The organism is Microbacterium sp. M1A1_1b, from assembly GCF_053345565.1.
In genome coordinates this window covers 58,034-73,726 of the sequence record NZ_JBKFAJ010000004.1, presented here as the reverse complement: position 1 = coordinate 73,726, position 15,693 = coordinate 58,034, and the positions used below count along the sequence as shown (strand labels likewise).

Annotated in this window: 14 protein-coding genes and 1 tRNA gene; 7 read left to right on the top strand and 8 right to left on the bottom strand. The window is 70.8% G+C overall.

What is annotated here, in order from left to right; translation table 11 throughout:
• Positions 1-23 precede the first annotated feature (23 nt).
• From ACLBWP_RS10825 to ACLBWP_RS10800, 6 genes are read right to left on the bottom strand one after another with little or no spacing between them, the layout of a single operon-like run.
• Complete coding sequence (locus ACLBWP_RS10825) at positions 24-1,754, bottom strand: protein kinase domain-containing protein (RefSeq protein ID WP_243563595.1); 1,731 nt, start codon at positions 1,752-1,754, stop codon at positions 24-26.
• On the bottom strand, positions 1,751-3,205 hold the full coding sequence (locus ACLBWP_RS10820) for a peptidoglycan D,D-transpeptidase FtsI family protein (RefSeq protein ID WP_243563594.1): 1,455 nt from the start codon (positions 3,203-3,205) through the stop codon (positions 1,751-1,753). Before ACLBWP_RS10820 ends, ACLBWP_RS10825 begins: the two co-directional genes overlap by 4 nt.
• Complete coding sequence (locus ACLBWP_RS10815; protein WP_447655198.1) at positions 3,202-4,650, bottom strand: FtsW/RodA/SpoVE family cell cycle protein; 1,449 nt, start codon at positions 4,648-4,650, stop codon at positions 3,202-3,204. Before ACLBWP_RS10815 ends, ACLBWP_RS10820 begins: the two co-directional genes overlap by 4 nt.
• Positions 4,647-5,999: a Stp1/IreP family PP2C-type Ser/Thr phosphatase gene (locus tag ACLBWP_RS10810; protein WP_243563592.1), complete on the bottom strand. Its 1,353-nt coding sequence runs from the start codon at positions 5,997-5,999 to the stop codon at positions 4,647-4,649. Before ACLBWP_RS10810 ends, ACLBWP_RS10815 begins: the two co-directional genes overlap by 4 nt.
• A 6-nt stretch (positions 6,000-6,005) precedes the next feature.
• Complete coding sequence (locus ACLBWP_RS10805) at positions 6,006-6,554, bottom strand: FHA domain-containing protein FhaB/FipA (protein ID WP_243563591.1); 549 nt, start codon at positions 6,552-6,554, stop codon at positions 6,006-6,008.
• Positions 6,551-7,231 (bottom strand): FhaA domain-containing protein, encoded by a 681-nt coding sequence (locus tag ACLBWP_RS10800; RefSeq protein ID WP_243563590.1) that lies wholly within the window; start codon positions 7,229-7,231, stop codon positions 6,551-6,553. Before ACLBWP_RS10800 ends, ACLBWP_RS10805 begins: the two co-directional genes overlap by 4 nt.
• 86 nt (positions 7,232-7,317) lie before the next feature.
• Between ACLBWP_RS10800 and ACLBWP_RS10795 the strand changes: the two genes are divergently transcribed.
• From ACLBWP_RS10795 to ACLBWP_RS10780, 4 genes are all read left to right on the top strand, one after another.
• Positions 7,318-7,404, top strand: a tRNA-Leu gene (locus ACLBWP_RS10795).
• Between the two features lie 85 nt (positions 7,405-7,489).
• On the top strand, positions 7,490-8,482 hold the full coding sequence (locus ACLBWP_RS10790; protein WP_447655197.1) for an NAD-dependent epimerase/dehydratase family protein: 993 nt from the start codon (positions 7,490-7,492) through the stop codon (positions 8,480-8,482).
• 19 nt (positions 8,483-8,501) lie between these two features.
• Positions 8,502-8,741, top strand: coding sequence for a CopG family transcriptional regulator (locus tag ACLBWP_RS10785; protein ID WP_243563588.1), 240 nt, complete (start codon positions 8,502-8,504; stop codon positions 8,739-8,741).
• Complete coding sequence (locus ACLBWP_RS10780) at positions 8,738-9,082, top strand: type II toxin-antitoxin system PemK/MazF family toxin (RefSeq protein WP_056120957.1); 345 nt, start codon at positions 8,738-8,740, stop codon at positions 9,080-9,082. Before ACLBWP_RS10785 ends, ACLBWP_RS10780 begins: the two co-directional genes overlap by 4 nt.
• A gap of 55 nt (positions 9,083-9,137) precedes the next feature.
• Here ACLBWP_RS10780 and ACLBWP_RS10775 read toward each other — a convergent pair whose 3' ends face one another.
• Both ACLBWP_RS10775 and ACLBWP_RS10770 read right to left on the bottom strand, forming a co-directional pair.
• The gene (locus tag ACLBWP_RS10775) at positions 9,138-9,758 is read right to left on the bottom strand and encodes a TetR family transcriptional regulator C-terminal domain-containing protein (RefSeq protein WP_447655196.1); all 621 of its coding nucleotides are present in this window, start codon (positions 9,756-9,758) and stop codon (positions 9,138-9,140) included.
• 63 nt (positions 9,759-9,821) lie between these two features.
• Positions 9,822-11,345 carry a PucR family transcriptional regulator gene (locus ACLBWP_RS10770; RefSeq protein ID WP_447655195.1) on the bottom strand — a complete coding sequence of 508 codons (1,524 nt, stop codon included), beginning with the start codon at positions 11,343-11,345 and terminating at the stop codon, positions 9,822-9,824.
• A 92-nt stretch (positions 11,346-11,437) separates the two neighbouring features.
• On the opposite strand from ACLBWP_RS10770, the gene gabT reads away from it, so the two are divergent.
• Genes gabT through ACLBWP_RS10755 form a run of 3 tightly spaced genes read left to right on the top strand, consistent with a single transcriptional unit; the run spans position 11,438 to position 15,665 of the window.
• On the top strand, positions 11,438-12,796 hold the full coding sequence (gene gabT / locus ACLBWP_RS10765) for a 4-aminobutyrate--2-oxoglutarate transaminase (protein ID WP_447655194.1): 1,359 nt from the start codon (positions 11,438-11,440) through the stop codon (positions 12,794-12,796).
• On the top strand, positions 12,793-14,301 hold the full coding sequence (locus tag ACLBWP_RS10760; protein WP_447655193.1) for an NAD-dependent succinate-semialdehyde dehydrogenase: 1,509 nt from the start codon (positions 12,793-12,795) through the stop codon (positions 14,299-14,301). Before gabT ends, ACLBWP_RS10760 begins: the two co-directional genes overlap by 4 nt.
• Positions 14,298-15,665: a flavin monoamine oxidase family protein gene (locus tag ACLBWP_RS10755; RefSeq protein ID WP_447655192.1), complete on the top strand. Its 1,368-nt coding sequence runs from the start codon at positions 14,298-14,300 to the stop codon at positions 15,663-15,665. The genes ACLBWP_RS10760 and ACLBWP_RS10755 overlap by 4 nt, the downstream gene beginning before the upstream one ends.
• Positions 15,666-15,693: the final 28 nt, after the last annotated feature.

Sequence of the window (15,693 nt, the reverse complement as noted above, 5' to 3'; positions counted from 1 at the left end):
CGGTGTGGACGGCCCCGACGTCGTCAGTTGCCGTCCTGCGGTCCGCCGGTCTGCGTGGCGCCGCCGGTGGGCTCGCCGGACGGCTGCTGGACGGTCCAGGTCGCGGTGGCGGCGTCGGAGTTCTCGGACGCCGTGAGCGACCCGCAGGTCACGTTGTACACGAACGAGACCTCGGACCCGGCAGCGTCTGCCTGGATGTTGACGGCGGTCGACGACGTGTCGCCGGACGTGGCACCCGAGCTGTCCTTGCCGCCGGTCACGGTCCACGAGTACTTGCTGACCGTGTACCCGGTCGGGCAGGTCGCGGCCGACCAGCTGAACGTCACCGCTCCGCTCGACGACACCGTGCCCGCCGACGGCGTGTTCGGCTTGTTGACCGTCGGCGGCGCCGTGTACTCGCGCAGGGTGATGAGCGTGCCCGGGGCCACGCTGCCGGTCGGGGTGATGGACTGCACCGTGTTGGCCTGTGCGGCCGACGGGGCGGTGTCGCCGTCCTCCACGGTGACCTCGAGGCCGAGCGCGCGCAGGGCGGTCTGCGCCTCGGCGGTGTTGCGGCCGACGTAGTCGCTCTGGTTGATGAACAGGCGGTCGGGCGTGGGTGTCTGGCTGGGCGTCCGGCTGGGCGTCTGGCTGGCGCTCTTCGACGGGCTCGGCGCGGGGTCGGCGTTGCCGTTCGCGAACACGACCGCGGCGATCACGGCACCGGCGATCACGAGGATGCCTGCCGCGACCACCCACCAGATCCAGGCGCGCTTCTTCTTCGGTTCGTCGTCCGCGGGGGCTGCCGGCGAACTCGGCGTCCGAGGGACACCACCGACCGTGGAACCGGCCTGGGTGCCGATGAGCGCGGTCGCGGCGTCGTTGCCCTGCGGGGGGTTGAACGCCACCGTGCCGGCACCACCGAGTGCGGGCACCGCCACGGTCGCGGCCGCGACGTCACCGCGACGGAGCGCCTGCGCCGCCCGCGCCAGGTTGGCTGCGGTGGCCGGACGGTCGGCCGGCTTCTTCGCGATGCAGGACATCACCAGCGCGGCGACCGGCTCGGGGATGTCCCCGGGGAGCGCCGGCGGCTGCTCGTTGATGTGGGCCATCGCGATCGCGACCTGCGACTCGCCCGTGAACGGACGGCGTCCGGCCAGGCACTCGTACGCGACGATGCCGAGCGAGTACACGTCGGTCGACGGCGACGCCGGGTGTCCGCTCGCCTGTTCGGGCGACAGGTACTGGACCGTGCCCATGACCTGACCGGTCGCGGTGAGCGGCACCTGGTCGGCGATGCGGGCGATGCCGAAGTCGGTGATCTTGACGCGGCCGTCCGGCGTGATCAGCAGGTTGCCCGGCTTGATGTCGCGGTGCACCAGGCCGACCGCGTGGGCAGCCTGCAGCGCGTTCGCCGTCTGCGCGACGATGTCCAGGACCTTGTCGACCGGCAGCGTGTGCTCACGCTCGATCATGGTGGAGAGCGCCTCACCGGGCACGAGCTCCATCACGAGGTAGGCGCTGCCGTCCTCTTCGCCGTAGTCGAAGACGTTGGCGATGCCCTCGTGGTTGACGAGCGCGGCGTGACGGGCCTCGGCGCGGAAGCGCTCGAGGAACCCGGGGTCGCCGAGGTACTCGTCCTTGAGGATCTTCAGGGCGACGGTGCGTCCGATGACGAGGTCGGTCGCCTGCCACACCTCTCCCATGCCGCCGATGGCGACCCGGGACGAGAGCTGGTACCGCCCACCGAAGGTGAGTCCGCTGGTGGGTCTCATTTGTTCAGCACCGCCTCCATGACGTTCTTCGCGATCGGGGCCGCGACCGTGTTGCCGACGCCGGACTGTCCGCGTCCGCCGCCGTTGCCGACGACGACCGCGACGGCCACCTCCGGGTCCTTCGCGGGCGCGAACCCGGTGAACCAGAGGGTGTACGGGTCGCCCGTGCCGTTCTCGGCAGTCCCTGTCTTGCCGGCGACGTCGACCCCGTCGATCTTCGCATTGGTTCCGGTCCCCGCGTTCACGACGCTCTGCATCGCCTCGGTCAGGTCAGCTGACTCTGAGGACGAGAGCGGGTCGCTGTACTGCTTCGGGGAGAACGACTCGACGGTCTTCAGGTCGCTCGTGGTGATCGAGTCGATGAGCGAGGGCTGCATGACCTTGCCGCCGTTGGCGATGCCCGCGGACACCATGGCCATCTGGAGCGGCGACACACGGACGCTGCCCTGGCCGAACGCGCTGAGCATGAGTTGCGCCGTCGAGTCGACCTCGGGGTACTGGCTGGCGGTGGCCTTCATCGGGACCTCGATCGCGTCGCCGAACCCGTACTTGTCCGCCATCGCCTTGATCGTGTCGTACCCGAGCTTCTGCCCGAGTTCCGCGAAGGGGATGTTGCACGAGTTCTGGATGGCGGTCCGCAGCTTGACGGTGTCGCCGCCGCCGCACGAGCCGCCCTCGGCGTTGTTGATGTAGCTGCTGGTCTGCGGGAGCTGCAGGCGTGACGGGTTCGGGAACTCGGAGTCGAGCGTGTACTTGCCGCCCTGCAGGGCAGCGGACGCCACGACGAGCTTGAAGACCGACCCGGGCGTGTAGAGGTCGCCGCCGATGGCACGGTTCTGCAGCGGGGTCGGGGACTGTCCCAGCAGCGCGTCGTACTGCGCCTTGACCTTCGCGGTGTCGTGCGACGTGAGCGAGTTCGGGTCGTAGTCGGGCTTCGACACCATCGCGAGGATCTTGCCGGTCTTCGGCTGGATCGCGACGACGGCCCCCGTGTTCGACCCGAGGGCGTCGTAGGCGGCCTGCTGCACGTCCGGGTCGATCGTCAGGTTGACGTTGTCGCCCTGCACGTCCTGCCCGGTCAGGATCGAGTTGAGGTTCTGGAAGAACGAGTCGTCCGAGTTGCCGGACAGCACGGTGTTCTCGGCGCTCTCGATGCCGGTGTTGCCCTGGCCGATCGTGAAGTACCCCGTGACGGCCGAGTACAGCGCGCCGTTGGAGTACTTGCGCTGGTACTTGTACTGGTCGTCGACGGCGGTGGACTCGGCGATCGGGGTGCCGTTGACCAGGATGGCGCCGCGTTTGTTCGAGTAGCTGTCGAGGATGGTCCGCGAGTTGCGCGGGTCGGCGCGCAGCGAGTCGGCGGCGAAGAACTGGATCGAGGTCGTCGACACGAAGAGTGCGACGAACATGAGCACGATGACCGTGGAGACGCCACGGAGCTGGCGTTTCATCGACGCTCCTTCCTGGTCCGCCCGCGAGCGGCCTTGCGGTCGTTGGTGAGCAGGCCACCGCGCTCGGAGAGCACGCGCTGTTCAGCGGGGATCGAGTCGGTCAGCCGCAGCAGCATCGCGGCGATGATCCAGTTGGCCACCAGGGACGAACCACCCGCGGCCATGAACGGGGTCGTGAGTCCGGTCACGGGGATGATCCGCGTGATGCCGCCGACGACGACGAAGACCTGCAGGGCGATCGTGAAGCCGAAGCCGATGCCGAGCAGCTTGCCGAAGTCGTCCTGCGCCATGAAGCCGACCCGGATGCCACGCGACACCAGGACGATGAACAGCGCCAGGATCGCGAAGACACCGATCAGACCGAGCTCTTCGCCCAGCGACGAGAGGATGTAGTCGGCGTTGGCCACGGGCGTGATGTACGGGCGGCCCTGGCCGAGTCCGGTGCCGGTGATGCCGCCGTTGGCGAAGCCGAACAGGCCGTTCACGAGTTGGTAGCTGGCCTGCGTGTCGGCGTAGTAGACCGAGTTGGCGAAGGGGTTCAGCCACTGCTCGAAGCGGCCCTGCACGTACTCCAGCACACTGGCCGCGGCGAGGGCGCCGCCGACGAACAGGGCCAGGCCGATGAGCACCCAGCTCAGGCGTGCGGTCGCGACGTAGATCATCACGAGGAACAGGCCGAAGTAGAGCAACGCGGTGCCGAGGTCGCGCTGGAACACCAGCACGCTCATCGCCACGCCCCACACGATCAGGATCGGGCCCAGGTCGCGGCCGCGGGGGAAGGTCATGCCGAGGAACTTCTTGCCCACGATCGACAGGCTGTCGCGCGCGGACACCAGGTACCCGGCGAAGAACAGCGCCATCGTGATCTTGGCGAGCTCACCGGGCTGGAACGAGAACGGGCCGAGCCGGATCCAGACGCGGGCACCGCCGATGTTCTGGCCGATGCCGGGCAGCATCGGCAGGAGCAGCAGCACGATCGTCAGGAACATGAAGATGTACCGGTACCGCTGCAGGAACCGGTGGTTCCGCACGAGGACGACCGTCAGGATCGCGAAGACCATGGCGAGCAGGGTCCAGACGATCTGCTTGACGCCGATCGCGTTCCATCCGGTCAGGGCGTTGTGGACGTCGATGCGGTAGATCTCGGCGATCCCGATGCCGTTGAGCACCAGTGCCACCGGCAGGATGAACGGGTCGGCGTTCTTGGCGACGATCCGCAGCACCACGTGCATCACGAGCGCCAGGCCGAGGATCGCCGAGCCCGCCCAGAGCACGGACGTGTCGAACAGCCGGCCCTTGGTGCCGAGCTCGACGAGCACCAGGGCACCGGCGCAGATGCCGCATGCGATGACGAGCAGCACGAGCTCGAGGTTGCGCGCGCGCGCCGGCTCGCGCAGCTTGATCGTGATCGCCTGTGTCAGGGAGGGGGAGGTCGTGGTGGTCACTTCGCAGCCCCCGACGTCGAGGACGGCGACGGTGACGGGCTGGGGGTCGGTGAGGACGACGAGCCGCCGGAGCCACCGGTGCCGCTCTGGTCCTGTCCGGTGCGGGCCGCGGTGCGCAGGCGGTCCACGATGTCCCGCGCGTCGTCGAGCGACTGCGCGTTGATCGTCGAGCGGACGTTCTCCCTGGTGTACTCGGGCAGGTCGGAGACCTCGATGCCGGAGTCCTCGTACACGTCGGACAGTGCGACCGGGCCGATCTGCTGCTGCACGCCCTTGTAGATCGCGACCTGGCCGCGGTCCGAGCCCACGTAGTAGTGGTCCTGCACGATGCGCCAGCCCAGGAACACGGCACCGACCAGCGCGGCGACGGCGAGCACGAGCGCGATCGTCCACGTGATGCGACGGCGGACCCGGCGACGGCGGTCCTCGGCGATGAGCTCGGCGAAGTACTGGTCGCTCTCCGGTTCGAAGTGCGAGTCCTCGGGGGCGGTGGTGACCTTGAGCGGGTGCAGCAGGATCGTGGGGAGGCGGATCGGCTTGCGGCCGGTCGACGCCTCGAAGGTGAGCGGAGCGGCGGCGGACCCGACCGTGGTGGCGGCGTCGTCGTCGTCCTCGGCGGAGACGGCGTCGGTGACGTCCATCGCCACCACCGTGACGTTGTCCGGCGCCCCGTGGTCGAGGGTCTCCTTGACCAGGCGCTGGGTCACCTGGTTGGCGTCCATGTTCGACGCCATCGCATGTCGGATGCGTTCCTCGGCCAGGTACGACGACAGCCCGTCGGAGCAGAGCAGCCACCGGTCGCCCGGGCGGATGTCCATGATCGCGGTGTCGACCTCGGGCGCCGCGTCGACGTCGCCGAGCACGCGCATCAGGACGGATCGGCGCGGGTGGACCGCCGCTTCTTCCGGGGTGATGCGGCCGCTGTCGACCAGGCGCTGGACGAAGGTGTGGTCGGAGGTGATCTGCTGCAGTTCGCCGTCGCGGAACCGGTAGATGCGCGAGTCGCCGATGTGGGCGATCGCGATCTGGTCGCCGACGCGGATCATCGCGCTGACGGTCGTGCCCATCCCGGTGAGTTCCTGGTGCTCGAACACCGTCTCGGTGATCAGCTGGTTCGCCGCGATCAGGGCCGACTGCAGGGCGAACTCGGCGTCGTGCGCGGACGGGAACTCGCGGTCGACCTCGCGGATGCGGCGGATCGCGATCGCCGACGCCACGTCACCCCCGGCGTGTCCGCCCATGCCGTCGGCCACGGCGAAGAGGTGTGCGCCGGCGTACCCGGAGTCCTGGTTGTTCGCGCGGATGCGTCCCACGTGGGACACAGCGGCGCTCAGCGTGCGAGCCGTCATCCGGGCCTACCGCCGCAGCTCGAACGTCGTCGTCCCGATCGTGATCGGCGTCCGCTCCGCGACGGTCACGGGGGCCGTCACCTTCTGCCCGTCGATGAACGTGCCGTTCGTCGACTCGAGGTCGATGACCACCCAGCCGGACGACTGCAGTTCGAGCCGTGCGTGGTGCGTGGACGTGTAGTCGTCGCGGATCACGACGTTGCTCTCGCTGGAGCGCCCGATCGTGATCGGTCCGCGGCCGAGCGGCATCTCCATGCCCTCGCGGGCACCCTCGGTGATGACCAGGCGGGTGGCGACGTCGGTGGCGGTCTGCTGCGGGCTGGAGCGGCCCTGCTCGATGAGTTCGGTGAACGCGCCCGCACCGCCTGCAGGGGCAGCAGCGGGGATCGTCGGGGTCGTCGGTCCCGCGGGCGCGCCCTTGGGATCGGTCGGGATCGTCCGCACGCGCTGGCCGAACAGGTCGCTGCGCAGAGCGAAGACGATCACGAAGACGAAGAGCCACAGCACCGCGAGGAACGCGAAGCGCAGCACGAGCAGTGTCAGCCCTGTGGTCATCGCGCACCTCCGTCGTTCTCCGGGATCACCCGGAACACCATACGGGTACGACCGATCTCGATGGTGGAGTCCGGCTCGACGATCGCCTGGTCGAAGCGTTCGCCGTTCAGTTTCGAGCCGTTCGTGGACCCGAGGTCGTTGGCCTGTGCGTGCTTGCCGTCCCACAGGACCTCGACGTGCTTGCGGCTGGTCCCGGTGTCCGCGACGGTGATGTCCGCGTCGGTCCCGCGACCGATGACGGTGCGCCCGCGGTGCAGTCGGTGCCGCTGCGAACCGATGTCGAGGACGGCGACCCAGGCGACGTCGCGCTGCACGGTCGTGGAGTCGATCTGCAGGATCCCGGTGGAGAGCGTGCCGTCCTGCTGCAGGCGGATGGTGACCGGACCGGAGAACGAGTAGTTCTGGGCGACGGCGTGTTGCTGCACCATCTGGGTGAGCTCGTCGATGAGCGGCCGGCCGACGTCGTTCATGCGCGTGCAGTCCGGCGGCGCCAGGCGCACGGTGAACTCGTTCGGCACCAGGATGCGGTCGCGCGAGACCACCGCGGCCTTGGTGTCGAGCTCGCGTCGGAGCGCGCTCGAGATCTCCACCGGCTGCACACCGGAGCGGAAGGTCTTGGCGAACGTGCCGTTGACGGCGCGCTCCAGCCCCCGCTCGAAGCTGTCCAGCAGTCCCATGGGTCTCCCACGTCTCGGGTCGATGACCTCTGCATGGTAGTCGGCGTCAGCTGGGGCAGTCTGTGCGTGGTAGTGTTCTGTGGCTGGCGCGAGTGGCGGAATTGGTAGACGCGCACGGTTCAGGTCCGTGTGCTGGAAACGGCGTGGGGGTTCAAGTCCCCCCTCGCGCACCAGAGCCTGACGGAAGTCAGGCAAGCAACGACAAGGCCCCCGGGAATCCCGGGGGCCTTGTCGTTCCTCGCGCCTACGGTGGGCCGCATGAGCAACAGCAAGCGCGTCGTGGTCATCGGCGGAACCGGACACATCGGCACGTTCCTGGTCCCGCGGCTCGTCCGCGCCGGACACGACGTCGTGAACGTCAGCCGCGGATCGCGGCGTGCGTACGCGGACGCGCCGGAGTGGGAGCGGGTCGAGCAGGTCGTCGCGGACCGCGAGCAGGAGGACCGCGACGGCACGTTCCCCGACCGTGTCGCCGACCTGCGGCCGGACGTCGTCGTCGACCTGGTCTGTTTCACGCTCGAGTCGGCCACGGCACTGATCGACGGGCTGCGCGGATCGGACGTCCACCTGCTGCACTGCGGCTCGATCTGGCGCGCGGGCCCGAGCCAGGTGCTGCCGATCACCGAGGAGAACGCCACGCCGCCGGTCGGCACCTACGGCGTCGAGAAGGACCGCATCGCCCGGATGCTCAAGCAGGAAACCACCGATGGTGGTGTCGTCACGACGTCGTTGCACCCCGGTCACATCAGCGGCCCGGGCTGGGCGCCGATCGGACCGGTCGGCAACCTCGACCCGTCCGTGTGGCACACGCTGGCCGCCGGCGAGACGCTCGCGATCCCCGGCATCGGGACGGAGACGATGGCGCACGTGCACGCCGACGACGTCGCGCAGGCCTTCGCGCTGGCCGTCGAGCACCGCGACGCCGCCGCCGGCGAGGACTTCACGGTGGTCGCACCGGACGCCCTGAACGTCCGTGGGTACGCCGCGCTCGCCGCGTCGTGGTTCGGCCAGGAGGCCCGGCTGGAGTCCGTCTCGTGGGACCGGTTCCGCGAGACCTGCGACCAGGACGCCGCCGGCGCGAGCTGGGACCACCTGTCCCGCAGTCAGGTGTTCAGCATCGACAAGGCACGACGGCTGCTCGGCTACGAACCGCGGTACACGGCCGGCGAGACCGTGGAGTCGGCGGTCCGCTGGCTCGTCGAGCACGGCGAGCACGGCGAGCTCGACGTCCCGGCCTTCCCGGTGCAGTGATACCGGTTATACTCACCGCATGAAGAAGGCCATCTCGGTTCCGGACGCCGACTTCGAACGATTCGAACGCGTGGCGCGTGCCCACGGCATGAACCGCTCAGAGTTCTACCGGACCGCGGCCGCACGGTTCGCGGACCAGCTCGAGGGGACGTCCGAGCTCACGGCACTCGCGGACGCTGCGCTCGCGAAGGCCCGAGATGACGACGACCTGTTCGTGCGGCAGAACGAGCGGCTCCGGTCCGAAGGGACGACCTGGTGATCGAACGGGGCGACGTGGTGTGGGCCGACTTCGGTTCTCCTCGCGGCTCGGAGCCCGCGAAGGTGCGTCCGTGCGTGGTCCTGCAGGCCGACTGGCTGACGGCGTCATCGATCCAGACGGTCCTGACGGTTCCGCTCACCTCGAACACCGCGCTCGAGCAGTTCCCCGGCAACGTGCTGGTGCCCCCGGGCTCGTCCGGTCTCGACCGTGACTCGGTGGCGAACGTCACACAGGTCGGACCCGTGAGTCGGGAGTTCCTCGACCCGCACCCGGTCGGCATGCTCCCCGCCTACCTGCTCGGACAGGTCGAGGCGGGGGTCCGACTCGTCCTCGGTGTCTGACCGCGGACGGGAGGCCCGTGGCGGCGGTGATCCGCGCCTCCAGTCCGCCTGCTGGTCACCCGTCGGACGTCAGCCGCTCCGCCGGAAGACCGACGGCTCCGGCGACGGTGCGGACGACCAGGTCGTCGCGCTCCGCGCGCGACCGGTGGCCGACCAGGGCGTAGCCGTTCGCGGCGTCCACCAGGGCGAAGAGCAGGAACGCGACACGGTCGGGGTCGTCGGTGTGCATCGACCCGGCAGCGACGCCGTCCGCGACGACCTGGCTGGCGAGCTCGTGCCACGCGCCCATCACGGCGCGGGCGGCGTCGGCGAGCTGCGGGTTCGAGCGGCCGATGCTCCAGGCGTCGGCCCAGATCGTCCCGACGTCGTCGCGTCGGGGGTCGTTGACGGCGGCGAGCAGTGCTCGGAGCCGGTCGACCGGGTCGTGTTCGGCGACGACGACCTGGCGGACCTCGGCGACCTCGTCGGTGGCGACGGTGCGGAACGTGTCGGCGACCAGGGCCTTGATGGCCGGACGGTAGTGGGCCACGAGTGACGGTGCGACGCCGACCGATGCGGCGACGGTGCGCAGCGTGAGTCCCGCGAGCCCGTCGGCGCGGGCGAGGGCCACGGCGGCGGCGTCGATCTGCGCGGACCGTTCCTCGGGTGACAGGCGACGGCGGGGCGGGGTGGGCACGGGAACAGCCTAGGCAGGGGCGCTCTGCCGGTGGGCAGGGCGCTCAGTCGGTGAGCAGGGCGCTCAGCCGGTGGGCAGGGCGACGAACGCGGCCCACACGTCCGCGCGGGTGGCGAACCGGCCGAGGTCGCGGTGGAGCAGCCTGCCGGCGTGTTCGACCCGGGCGCGTGCGGTGTGCCGGTGGATGCCCAGGACCCGCGCGGTCCGGTCGTACTCGCAGTCCTGCTCGAGCCAGGTGCGGACGGTCCGGGTCAGGTCCGAACCAGCGGCGGCGTCGTGGTCGGTCAGGGGCGCGAGGAAGGCCGCTGCGACGTCCGCGGCATCGGTGTGTGCGAGGTGCGCCAGGACGCCGTCGCGTGCCAGCTCGGCGAACGCCACCAGGCCGGGGCGACCCTCGCGGGAGCGGCCGAGTGCCTGGACGGCCTGGGCGCGGGCGCGGCCGAAGGAGCCGTAGGACGTGTCGTCCGACAGTCCGGCGTGCAGGTCCCATCGCTCGGTCAGGGCCCGGACGGTGTCGAGTCCGGCATCGTCGGCGCCGACGCACAGGAACAGGTCGTCGTCGACGGCGAAGAACAGGTGCCCGGGGCGGTCCTGCACCCAGAGCTCGAGGAGGTCGACCACGGCATCGCGGTCGCCGTCCTCGACGTGGACGGCGGCCACCCGGACGGGTTCGGCGGGCAGGGGACCCCAGAGCTCTCGCGACGTGGTCGCCACCACGTCGGGGTTGCCGGACGACAGCATCGTCAGCAGCCCGGTGCGCAGCAGGCCCCGGGCGCGTCCGAGCTCCCGGTTCTGTTGCAGGGCCAGGCCGGCCAGGGCGATGACCGCGGTCACGACCTCGCGGCCGGCGTGGTCGAGCGTGCCGGTGGCAATGGCGAGGATCCCGTCCAGGTGCCCTCCGGAGCCCAGGGTCTGCAGTGTGAAACCTCCTGAGGCGGTTCGTACCGGCAGGCTCGCCCGGTGCCCGCCGCGCAGGAGTCGGGCACTCTCTGTCCGCAGCTGGTCGACCTGGTCGGCGGTGATGCCGTCGGGCGGGAACGCCCGGTCGAGCCGTCCGGAGACGTCCAGCAGGCCCACCCAACAGTCGAGCTGCCGGGACAGCTCGGCGAGCGTGGCACCCAGGCCGTCCGGACGCATCGCCGCGAACGAGATGGCGCGCTGGGCGGCGAGTGCCCAGGCGTCGCGCGCGTTCGCGTCCTTGGCGGCGGTCTCCGCGTTCGCCTGCGCGACCTGGATGAACGAGGTGGCGTACGGCACCTCGAACAGCGGCAGGCCGTGGGCGCGGCACGCTCCGACCAGGGCGTCCGGGGTGCCGGCGCGGACGACCTGGGTACCGAAGCCGAGCGCCACGACACCGTGGTCGGTCAGGCGGCGGACGTAGTCGTCGGCGACCGTCCGGGGGACCTCGGCGTCGGCACCGAACTGGGTGCCGGTGGTCAGCAGTGCCTGGCCCGCGGTCAGGAACGGCGTGGGGTCGGGCAGGTCGGAGCTGTGCAGCCAGGCGATGGTGTCGTCCTGGCTCGTGCCGGTCAGCAGGCGGAGCCCGAGATCGCGCCGGGCGAGCAGGGAACGCAGGGTGGCGGGCATGGCGTCACTGTATCCGCCGTGGCGATCGGTACTGCACGTGGTGTACACGGTGGACGGTGGGCGGTCGGTGCGTGGGCTCCTACGATCGCCGCATGTCCTCCACAGCAGTGCACCCCACCACGACCACCGGCGGACCGGGTCTGGCGCAGGAACGCCGTCTCGTCACGGCGGTCCCCGGCCCGCGGTCCACGGAACTGCTGGCACGCAAAGCCGCGGCCGTACCGACGGGGGTGGGTGTCGCTGTGCCGATCGCCGTCGTGGCCGCTGGCGGCGGCGTCGTGGTCGACGCGGACGGCAACTCGCTCATCGACCTCGGTTCGGGGATCGCCGTGACCTCGGTCGGCAACGCCCACCCCGGTGTCGTCGCCGCGGTCACCGCGCAGGCAGCAGCGTTCACGCACACGTGCTTCACCATCGCCGCCTACGACGGGTACGTCGAGGTCGCCGAAGCCCTCAACCGCCTGACCCCGGGCGACCACGACAAGCGGACGGCGCTGTTCAACTCCGGCGCCGAGGCCGTCGAGAACGCGGTGAAGATCGCCCGCAGCCACACCGGGCGACAGGCGGTCGTGGTGTTCGACCACGCGTACCACGGTCGGACGAACCTGACGCTGGCGCTCACCGCCAAGAACCAGCCCTACAAGAGCGGTTTCGGCCCGTTCGCCCCCGAGGTCTACCGCGTGCCGATGTCGTACCCGTACCGCGACGGCCTGTCCGGCGCCGAGGCGGCGAAGCGGGCGATCAGCCAGATCGAGAAGCAGGTCGGGGCCGAGAACACCGCGGCGGTGCTGATCGAGCCGATCCAGGGCGAGGGCGGCTTCGTCGTGCCCGCCCCGGGCTTCCTGCCGGCGCTCGCCGCATGGGCCCGGGCGAACGACGTGGTGTTCATCGCGGACGAGGTGCAGACCGGGTTCGCCCGCACCGGCGCGATGTTCGCCAGCGACCACGAGGGCGTCGTGCCGGACATGGTGACCACCGCGAAGGGCATCGCGGGCGGCCTGCCCCTGTCCGCCGTGACCGGCCGCGCCGACATCATGGACTCCCCGCAGGTCGGTGGCATCGGCGGGACCTACGGCGGCAACCCGGTCGCGTGCGCGGCCGCCCTGGCAGCGATCGACGCGTTCGAGCACGACGGCCTGGTCGAGCGCGCGCAGGAGATCGAGGCCATCGTCCTCGACACCCTCCGTCGGGCCCAGGCGGACGACCCGCGCATCGGCGACGTCCGGGGTCGCGGGGCGATGATCGCGATGGAGCTCGTCGACCCGGCGACCGGTGATCCCGATCCGGGGCTCACCGGACGGGTCGTGCGGTACGCCTTCGAACACGGGGTGATCGCCCTGACCGCGGGCACGTACGGCAACGTGCTGCGCTTCCTGCCGCCGCTCGCGATCGACGACGCCCTGCTGGCCGAGGGCCTGGGCGTCGTGCTGGAAGGACTGGCCCAGGCATGAGCGCCACCACCGAACACGACCTGCTGTCCCGCGTCCCCACCGGACTGTTCATCGACGGCTCGTGGCAGCCGTCGTCCGACGGCACGACCTTCGCCGTGCACGACCCGTCGACCGGCGCGGTGCTGGCCGACGTGGCGAGTGCGACCGCTGCCGACGGGATCCGCGCGCTGGACGCCGCCGACCGCGCCCGCGCCGACTGGGCTGCGACCGCGCCCCGGAAGCGCGGGGAGCTGCTGCGTGCCGCGTTCGACCTGCTGCAGGAGCGCCGTGACGACTTCGCGCTGCTGATGACCCTGGAGATGGGCAAGCCCCTGGCCGAGGCGAACGGCGAGGTCACCTACGGCGGCGAGTTCCTGCGCTGGTTCTCCGAACAGGCAGTCCGGATCGGCGGCTCGTACAGCACGAACCCCGAGGGCACCGGTCGGGCGATCGTCTCGCACAAGCCCGTCGGTCCCGCGTACCTGATCACGCCGTGGAACTTCCCGCTCGCGATGGCGACGCGGAAGATCGCCCCCGCGCTGGCCGCCGGCTGCACGGTGGTCGTCAAGCCCGCCGAGCTCACGCCGCTGACCACGCTGCTGTTCGTCGACCTGCTGCGCGAGGTCGGCGTGCCCGACGGGGTGGTCAACGTCGTGCCGACCGCTTCCGCCGCGGCGGTGTCCGAACCCGTCATCGGCGACCCGCGGCTGCGGAAGCTGTCGTTCACCGGCTCGACGCCCGTCGGTCGGACCCTGCTCGCGCAGGCCTCGGCGAACGTGCTGCGCACCAGCATGGAACTCGGCGGCAACGCCCCGTTCCTGGTGTTCGCGGACGCCGACCTGGACGAGGCCGTGACCGGCGCGCTCGCCGCGAAGTTCCGGAACACCGGGCAGGCCTGCACCGCCGCCAACCGGTTCATCGTGCACCAGGACGTCGCCGAGGAGTTCGCGCGCCGCGTCACCGAGCGCGTGCAGGCGATGCGTGTCGGCCGTGGCACCGAGGACGGGGTCGCGATCGGCCCGCTCATCGACGACCGCGCCGTGGCCAAGGCCGAGCGCCTGGTGGCGGACGCTGTGTCCCGCGGCGCCGTCGTGCGGACCGGCGGGCACGCCGTCGACGGACCGGGCACGTTCTTCGAGCCCACGGTCCTGACCGACGTGCAGCCGGGCAGCGAGATCCTGCGTGACGAGATCTTCGGCCCGGTGCTCGCGATCAGCACCTTCGCCACCGACGACGAAGCCGTCCGCGCGGCCAACGACACCGAGTACGGTCTCGTGGCGTACGCCTTCACCGAGGACCTGGCCCGTGGGCAGCGTCTGATGGAGCGGCTCGAGACCGGCATGCTCGGCCTGAACACCGGGGTCGTGTCGAACGCCTCGGCACCGTTCGGCGGGGTCAAGCAGTCCGGCGTCGGGCGTGAGGGCGCTGCCGAGGGCATCGCCGAGTACCTCGAGACGATGTACACGCTGACGCCGGACCCGTTCCGGCAGCGCACCACCACGAGCGGACAGGGAGCACAGCGATGACCGAGAGCGACGTCGTCATCATCGGAGCCGGGGTCACCGGGCTGATCGCCGCGACCCGCCTGCGGGCCGAGGGCCGGACCGTCACCGTGCTCGAGGCCCGCGACCGGGTCGGCGGCCGCACGTGGACCGACGACATCCACGGCGTCGCGCTCGAGATCGGCGGTCAGTGGGTCTCCCCGGACCAGACCGCCCTGCTGGAGACCCTCGACGAACTCGGGCTGGACACGTACGACCGGTACCGCGAGGGGTCCAGCGTGTACGTCGACGCGGACGGCACCCGCACCGAGTACACCGGCGACGTCTTCCCGCTGCCGCAGGCCACCGCGGACGAGATCGAGCGGCTGGTGTCCGTCATCGACGGGTACGTCGCCACGGTCGACCCCGCCGAGCCGTGGAACGCCCCCGACGCCCGGCAGCTCGACGAGACGAGCTTCCGCGCGTGGCTGCACGGCCTGAGCGACGACCGGGTCGCGACCGACAACGTCGAGCTGTTCATCGCCGGCGCGATGCTCACCAAGCCCGCCCATGCCTTCTCGGCGCTGCAGGCGCTGCTGATGGCCGCATCGGCGGGCAGCTTCGCGAACCTGGTCGACGCCGACTTCATCCTCGACAAGCGCGTCGTCGGCGGGATGCAGCAGGTCTCCGAACGGCTCGCCGAGCAGCTCGGCGACGCCGTGCACCTGAACGCGCCCGTGCGGACGCTCCGCTGGACCGAGGACGGCGTGGTGGCGCTCGCCGACGGTGGCATCGAGGTGCACGCGCAGCAGGCCCTGGTCGCGGTCCCGCCGCCCCTGTACACCCGGATCACGTTCGAGCCGCCGCTGCCCCGCCGCCAGCACCAGCTGCACCAGCACCTGTCGATGGGCTTCGTCATCAAGGTGCAGGCCGTGTACGACCGGCCGTTCTGGCGCGAGGCCGGGCTGTCCGGCACCGCGTTCAGCCCGTACGAGCTCGTCCACGAGGCCTACGACAACACGACGCACGGCTCGGCACAGGGCGCCATCGTCGGCTTCGTGTCCGACGAGCACGCCGACGCGGTGTTCGCGCTGCCGGCGGAAGAGCGCAGGGCCCGCATCCTGGCCTCGCTCGTGGACTACTACGGTCCTCAGGCGGCCGACCCCGTCGTCTACCACGAGAGCGACTGGGGGACCGAGGAGTGGACCCGCGGTGCCTACGCCGCGAGCTTCGACCTGGGTGGGCTTTCCCGCTACGGCGCCGACCAGCGCGCGTCTGTGGGTCCGATCCGGTTCGCGTCGAGTGACCTGGCCGGCGCCGGGTACCAGCACGTCGACGGTGCGGTCCGCATCGGCCGTCAGGTCGCCGCCGAGATCGAAGCGGCGCTGCCGCAGCACGCCGCGCTCTAGTCGCGACCACGACTCGGACACCAGGCCC

Excerpts from the sequence above, each read along its gene's own strand:
- ACLBWP_RS10820 (WP_243563594.1), bottom strand. The coding sequence starts at position 3,205 with ATGAAACGCCAGCTCCGTGGCGTCTCCACGGTCATCGTGCTCATGTTC.
- ACLBWP_RS10790 (WP_447655197.1), top strand. The coding sequence starts at position 7,490 with ATGAGCAACAGCAAGCGCGTCGTGGTCATCGGCGGAACCGGACACATC.
- ACLBWP_RS10810 (WP_243563592.1), bottom strand. The coding sequence starts at position 5,999 with ATGACGGCTCGCACGCTGAGCGCCGCTGTGTCCCACGTGGGACGCATC.
- ACLBWP_RS10800 (WP_243563590.1), bottom strand. The coding sequence starts at position 7,231 with ATGGGACTGCTGGACAGCTTCGAGCGGGGGCTGGAGCGCGCCGTCAAC.
- ACLBWP_RS10760 (WP_447655193.1), top strand. The coding sequence starts at position 12,793 with ATGAGCGCCACCACCGAACACGACCTGCTGTCCCGCGTCCCCACCGGA.
- ACLBWP_RS10785 (WP_243563588.1), top strand. The coding sequence starts at position 8,502 with ATGAAGAAGGCCATCTCGGTTCCGGACGCCGACTTCGAACGATTCGAA.
- ACLBWP_RS10805 (WP_243563591.1), bottom strand. The coding sequence starts at position 6,554 with ATGACCACAGGGCTGACACTGCTCGTGCTGCGCTTCGCGTTCCTCGCG.
- gabT (WP_447655194.1), top strand. The coding sequence starts at position 11,438 with ATGTCCTCCACAGCAGTGCACCCCACCACGACCACCGGCGGACCGGGT.
- ACLBWP_RS10770 (WP_447655195.1), bottom strand. The coding sequence starts at position 11,345 with ATGCCCGCCACCCTGCGTTCCCTGCTCGCCCGGCGCGATCTCGGGCTC.
- ACLBWP_RS10825 (WP_243563595.1), bottom strand. The coding sequence starts at position 1,754 with ATGAGACCCACCAGCGGACTCACCTTCGGTGGGCGGTACCAGCTCTCG.
- ACLBWP_RS10755 (WP_447655192.1), top strand. The coding sequence starts at position 14,298 with ATGACCGAGAGCGACGTCGTCATCATCGGAGCCGGGGTCACCGGGCTG.